Source organism: Candidatus Streptomyces philanthi (assembly GCF_059553635.1).
The window spans coordinates 1-5638 of the sequence record NZ_JCANQV010000343.1; the positions used below are offsets into that span (position 1 = coordinate 1).

Annotated in this window: 6 protein-coding genes and 1 pseudogene; 3 read left to right on the top strand and 4 right to left on the bottom strand. The window is 74.6% G+C overall.

Annotated features, from left to right (window positions below):
* Positions 1 to 215 (bottom strand): annotated as a pseudogene (locus AC51EU_RS26365) (CDP-alcohol phosphatidyltransferase family protein); the annotation flags it as partial.
* Positions 216 to 724: 509 nt separating this feature from the next.
* Here AC51EU_RS26365 and idi point away from each other — a divergent pair.
* Positions 725 to 1336: an isopentenyl-diphosphate Delta-isomerase gene (gene idi, locus AC51EU_RS26370; RefSeq protein WP_496269583.1), complete on the top strand. Its 612-nt coding sequence runs from the start codon at positions 725 to 727 to the stop codon at positions 1334 to 1336.
* Here the strand turns inward: idi and AC51EU_RS26375 are convergent.
* The 3 genes from AC51EU_RS26375 to AC51EU_RS26385 all read right to left on the bottom strand — a co-directional run bounded on the left by AC51EU_RS26375 (position 1311) and on the right by AC51EU_RS26385 (position 4336).
* A complete protein-coding gene (locus AC51EU_RS26375; protein ID WP_496269584.1) occupies positions 1311 to 1805 on the bottom strand; it encodes an ATP-binding protein in 495 nt (164 codons plus the stop codon). The two genes, idi and AC51EU_RS26375, sit on opposite strands and share 26 nt — an antisense overlap.
* A 95-nt stretch (positions 1806 to 1900) precedes the next feature.
* Entirely contained in the window at positions 1901 to 2611 is a 711-nt protein-coding gene (locus AC51EU_RS26380; protein ID WP_496269585.1) for an HdeD family acid-resistance protein, read from the bottom strand.
* A gap of 81 nt (positions 2612 to 2692) precedes the next feature.
* The gene (locus AC51EU_RS26385; protein ID WP_496269586.1) at positions 2693 to 4336 is read right to left on the bottom strand and encodes an ABC-F family ATP-binding cassette domain-containing protein; all 1644 of its coding nucleotides are present in this window, start codon (positions 4334 to 4336) and stop codon (positions 2693 to 2695) included.
* Between the two features lie 52 nt (positions 4337 to 4388).
* Between AC51EU_RS26385 and AC51EU_RS26390 the strand changes: the two genes are divergently transcribed.
* Positions 4389 to 5159: an enoyl-CoA hydratase/isomerase family protein gene (locus AC51EU_RS26390; protein WP_496269587.1), complete on the top strand. Its 771-nt coding sequence runs from the start codon at positions 4389 to 4391 to the stop codon at positions 5157 to 5159.
* Positions 5160 to 5311: 152 nt separating this feature from the next.
* Positions 5312 to 5638, top strand: a 327-nt coding sequence (locus AC51EU_RS26395; RefSeq protein WP_496269588.1) for a helix-turn-helix domain-containing protein, incomplete at its 3' end; no start/stop codon positions are given.

Consider the following 5638-nt stretch of genomic DNA (forward strand, 5'->3'; position numbering starts at 1 on the left):
GGGTCGGTGAGCGCGAGGCGGAGGGAGTGCCGGTGGCCGACGAAGCGGGGGTCGACGACGGCGACCCGCTGCCCGGCGGGGACCGCTTCGATCAGCGCCGCGGTGGACGCGGGGTCACCCGCGGTGGCCGTGCGGACGTCGAAGCCCAGCGCCCGCAGGTCGCCTTCGAGCGGCGAGCCGGCGACCGGCGGACCGGTGAGGATGGCGGTCGACAGACGAACTCACTCCTTGATGCTGACCAGAAGGCAGCTCAGGCCGGTCCGTATTCGGTACGGACTACCCGGGCAGCTGGCGTGTCACTCCTGGCCTCCGACGGGCCGGGGGCACGTCGGCTGAGGCTATCGGATCGCAGGACGCGGCCGTTCACCGCACATTCACCACACGATCGGGTGACCGATTGTTGCGCCTGCCGCGATCATCATGGTGGATCGGGCGGCGCGGGAACAACTGGCGCCCCTTTCCGGCGCCGGTTATGGGGAGGTCTGGACGCGGCTGGTACGGGTTGTCCCGGTGCCGGGCGTCACCGCCGGACGGGACGTGCGCGGGCAAGGACGCGGCGGGCCGGGCCGTGGTTGCGGGCGGGGCTGTGGACCTTCTCACGGCCCCGGCGTCCGCCGGACCTGCCCCCGGCCCGGCCGCCACGCGCCGCGGCGCGGTGTCCGGCCCCTGCTCCCGGGGGTGGCTAGGGCAGACTTGGCGTCGACGACCGACGACAAGGATGGGCATGCCGATCACACCTGCCAACGGACAGACCGCCCCGAGCGCGGCGGTGCGCACTGCGGACGGCGCCGACGAGCCGATCATGCTGGAGCTGGTCGACGAGGACGGCACCACGATCGGCACCGCGGAGAAGCTGTCCGCGCACCAGCCCCCGGGGCAGCTGCACCGGGCGTTCTCGGTCTTCCTCTTCGACGGGAAGGGCCGGCTGCTGCTCCAGCGCCGCGCCCAGGGCAAGTACCACTCCCCCGGTGTGTGGTCCAACACCTGCTGCGGCCACCCCTACCCGGGGGAGGCGCCGTTCGCGGCGGCGGCCCGCCGGACCGCGGAGGAGCTGGGCGTCGCCCCGTCGCTGCTGGCCGAGGCGGGCACGGTGCGCTACAACCACCCCGACCCGGCGTCCGGCCTGGTGGAGCAGGAGTTCAACCACCTGTTCGTCGGGCTGGTCGGGGCCGACCCGGTGCCCGACCCGGAGGAGATCGGCGAGATCGCGTACGTCACGCCCGCCCAGCTGGCCGAGCGGCATGCGCGGGACCCGTTCTCGGCGTGGTTCATGACCGTCCTGGACGCGGCGCGGCCGGCGGTGCGCGAGCTCACCGGGGACGCGGCGGGCTGGTGACCGGGGCGAGCGGCAGCTCGGCCCAGACGGCCTTGCCGCCGCTCGCGGTCCGCTCGACGTCGCAGGTGCCGCCCGCCTCGGCGGTGATCGCCCGCACCAGCCACAGCCCGCGGCCGCCGATGTCGTCCGTGCGGGCCTCGACGGCCCGGGGGCGGCGGGGGTCCTGGTCCTCGACGGCGATCCGCAGCCGGTCCGGGCCGACGGTGAGCCGCACGGCGATCTCCGGCGAGAGCGGCGCGGCATGCCGTACGGCGTTGGTGACGAGCTCGGAGACGATCAGCAGGACGCCGTCGAGGAGGAACGGGGCGAGGGGGACACGCTGCCCGTCGAGGAGGGCGTGGACGGCGCGCCTCGCCCGGGGGACGGAGGCCGCCTCCGCGGGTGCGGTGAAGCGCCGGACGCCTTCATGGGCGCGGGGCGCGGCGGGGTCCTCGGGGGGTGGCGCGGGGTGTCCGGAAGGCGTCCTCACGGGGGCGAGTGTGGGGAAGGCTCCGGGCCGGGACGGATCGCTGCCCGCAAGTCGGCGTCAATCGGCGTTCTTCCGGCTCTTGCGGTCCGCTTCGGTCAGTCCGGCGACTGGTCCTGCCCCTTTTGCTTCGTGTTCAGGGAGCGCCAGGGTTCCGCCGCCGAACGGTCCGCGCCGCCCGCCGCCCCGTCCCGGGCCCCGCGCTCGGCCGCGGCCGCCCGCTCCTGTTCCCCGACCATGCCGACGATCCGGCGGCCGCCGAAGCCCATCGCGAACAGCCCCAGGCCGTCGAAGAGGAGGGCCAGGGCGAAGAAGCTGCCCAGGACGTAGCGGCTGCTGTGCGGCCAGTCGCCGAGGACCAGGACGCCCAGCAGGATGCCGAACGCGCCCTGCACCAGCGTCCAGCCGAACTGCGGGCCGCGTACCACCACCGCGCCGACGAGCCGGAAGACCCCGCCGGTCAGGAAGAGCAGCGCGGCGAACATCGTCAGCGCCGCCGCGGTGACGTCCGGCCGCAGGATCACCACCACGCCGGCCGCGAGGTTCAGCGCCGCGACGATCACCGCGAGCCAGAAGAAGCCCGAACCGCGTGACTGGACGGCGTGCAGCAGCCCGACCACGCCGCCGACCAGCAGCAGCCACCCGAACAGCAGCATGCTGGTCAGCGTGGCCACACCGGCGTACACCAGGCCCACGAGCCCCGCGACGGCGAGGACGACGCCGAGCGCCGTCAGCCGCCCGAAGCCGCGCCCGAGCCGGTCGGCGGCCGTCGGCTCCGACCGGCCGCCGCGAGAGGATCTGCCGAACATCGCCGCCTCCTGCGTCCGCCGCTCTTGTCCCGGTATACCCCTTCTTCCGGGTCGGAGCAGGCGGAACGACGCGGCCGGCGCTCACACCGCGTGGTCGGTGATCCGTCCGTCCTGGACCTCGATCCGGCGCGTGGTGTGCACCGCGTCCAGCATCCGCCGGTCGTGGGTGACCAGCAGCAGTGTGCCCGGGTACGAGGCGAGCGCGGACTCCAGCTGCTCGATCGCGGGCAGGTCCAGGTGGTTGGTGGGCTCGTCGAGGACGAGGAGGTTGACGCCCCGGCCCTGGAGGAGGGCGAGCGCGGCACGGGTGCGCTCACCGGGCGAGAGGGTGCGCGCGGGCCGCAGCACATGCGCGGCCTTCAGCCCGAACTTCGCCAGCAGGGTCCGTACGTCGGCGGGCGCCATGCCGGGCGCGTTCTCCCGGAAGGCGTCCATCAGGGGCGCGTCCCCGAGGAAGAGGCCTCGCGCCTGGTCGATCTCGCCGACCACCACACCGGGGCCGAGGGCGGCGTGGCCCGCCGTCAGCGGGAGCCGGCCGAGCAGCGCGGCGAGCAGGGTGGACTTGCCGGAGCCGTTGGGTCCGGTGATCGCGACCCGGTCCGCCCAGTCGATCTGGAGGTCCACCGGGCCGAACCGGAAGCCGCCGCGCTCCGCCTCGGCGCCGCGCAGGGTGGCGACCACCGCGCCGGCCCGCGGCGCCGCGGCGATCTCCATCCGCAGCTCCCACTCCTTGCGGGGCTCGTCCACCACGTCGAGGCGTTCGATCAGGCGCTGGGTCTGCTTGACCTTGGCGGCCTGCTTCTCGGACGACTCGATCCGCGCCTTGCGGACGATCTTGTCGACGTCGGTGGCCTTGCGCTGGGCGTTGCGGACGCCCTTCTCCATCCAGTTGCGCTGGACCCGGGCGCGGGCCTCCAGGGACGCCTTGGTCTGCGCGTACTCCTCGTACTCCTCGCGGGCGCGCTGCCGGGCCCGGGCACGTTCCTCCAGGTAGGAGGCGTAGCCGCCGCCGTAGACGGCGACCTGGTGCTGGGCGAGGTCCAGTTCGACGACCCGGTCGACGGTGCGGGTCAGGAACTCGCGGTCGTGGCTGACCAGCACTGTGCCGGCGCGCAGCCCGGTGACGAAGGACTCCAGGCGGCGCAGGCCGTCCAGGTCGAGGTCGTTGGTCGGCTCGTCCAGCAGGAAGAGGTCGTAGCGGGAGAGCAGCAGCGACGCCAGGGAGGCGCGGGCCGCCTGGCCGCCGGAGAGCGTCGTCATCGGCCGGTCGAGGTCGACGGCGAGGCCGAGCTGGGCGGCCACCTCCTCGGCGCGTTCGTCCAGGTCGGCGGCGCCCAGCGCGAGCCAGCGCTCCAGCGCCTCGGCGTACGCGTCGTCGGCGCCGGGCGCTGCCTCCTCCAGCCCCCGGGTGGCGGCGTCGAGGGCGCGCTGGGCGTCGGCGACGCCGGTGCGGCGGGCGAGGAAGGCGCGTACGGACTCCCCCGGGCGGCGGTCGGGCTCCTGGGGCAGATGGCCGACGGTGGCGGTGGGCGGGCTCAGGGCGAGCGAGCCCTCCTCGGGGGTGTCCAGTCCGGCCAGCAGCCGCAGGAGGGTGGACTTGCCCGCGCCGTTGGCGCCGACGAGGCCGATCACCTCCCCCGGGGAGACGACCAGATCGAGACCGGAGAACAGGACGCGCTCACCGTGGCCGGCGGCGAGGTCCTTCACGACGAGAGTGGCTGACATCAAGGGACGATGCTATCGGGCCGTACCGCGCCGGTCACTCTAATATCCGCCCATGGAAACCGGTCTGATAACGCAGGTCAGCGACGGCACCGCGACCGTCACCCTCAGCAACCCCGCCAAGCGCAACGCGATGACCACGGCGATGTGGCGTCAGCTGCCCCCGCTGCTGGAGCGCCTCGCCGCCGACCGGTCCGTGCGCTCCCTGGTGCTGACGGGCGCGGGCAGAACGTTCTGCGCCGGCGCCGACATCGGGTCGCTGCGGGAGGCGGCGGAGGAGTCGCAGGAGCTCGCGGTGGCGGCGGAGGAGGCGCTGGCCGCGTTCCCGGGGCCGACGCTGGCCGCGATCCGGGGCTACTGCGTGGGCGGCGGCTGCCAGTTGGCGGCCGCCTGCGATCTGCGGTTCGCGGAGGAGGGGGCGCGGTTCGGGGTGACCCCGGCGAAGCTGGGGGTGGTCTACGCGGCGTCCGCTACCCGCCGCCTGGTACGGCTCGTCGGCCCGTCGTCCGCAAAGTATCTGCTGTTCTCCGGTGAGTTGATCGACGACGCGCGGGCGCTGCGCACCGGGCTGGTCGACGAGGTGCTGCCGGCGGGGCGGTTGGACGAGCGGGTCGCGGAGTTCACGTCCGTACTGGCGCGGCGGTCGCTGCTGACGCAGGCCGCGGCGAAGGAGCTGGCGGACGGGGCCTGGGACGTCCCGGAGGCGGAGGCCGGGGAGCGTGCCGCGCACTGGGCGGCGCTGGCGCGGGAGTGCGGCGACACCGCGGAGGGCGCCGCCGCGTTCCTGGAGCGGCGGGCCCCCCGCTTCCGGCATCCGGTGGGGTGACGGCACCCGGACGGCGGAACGGGGCGGGGCGGGGCAGGGCGCCCTCCCCGTTCCCCGGGGTCTCCCCCGCCCGTCGTGAAGGGCAACTTCCGCTTTCCGGCGGTGGTTTCACGCCGGTCCCCCTGCCGCCCGCGCCTGGGTAAGGTGCCGCCATGATCTCTTCACCCGCACTGCCCGAGCGCGCCGAACGGCGCTGCCAGAGCGTCCTCAACCCCTTCCACGCGGCGCACTACTTCGCGCCGGAGACCGCACAGGAGCTGTCCTCCCTGGGCGTCGGGGAGGAGAGCGCCATACCCGTCGTGCTGCGCGCCGCCGCCCTCGGCGCGGTCGGCCCCGGCGTGGTCACCGCGACCTTCTACAACTTCACCTACGAGCGGCTCGCCCACCATCTGCCCGGCGTGTGGGACACCGCCACGCCGCAGGAGGTGCTGGCCGCGCGGCTGCGCGCCGTCGACCGCTCGCTGCGCCGGCAGCTCGGC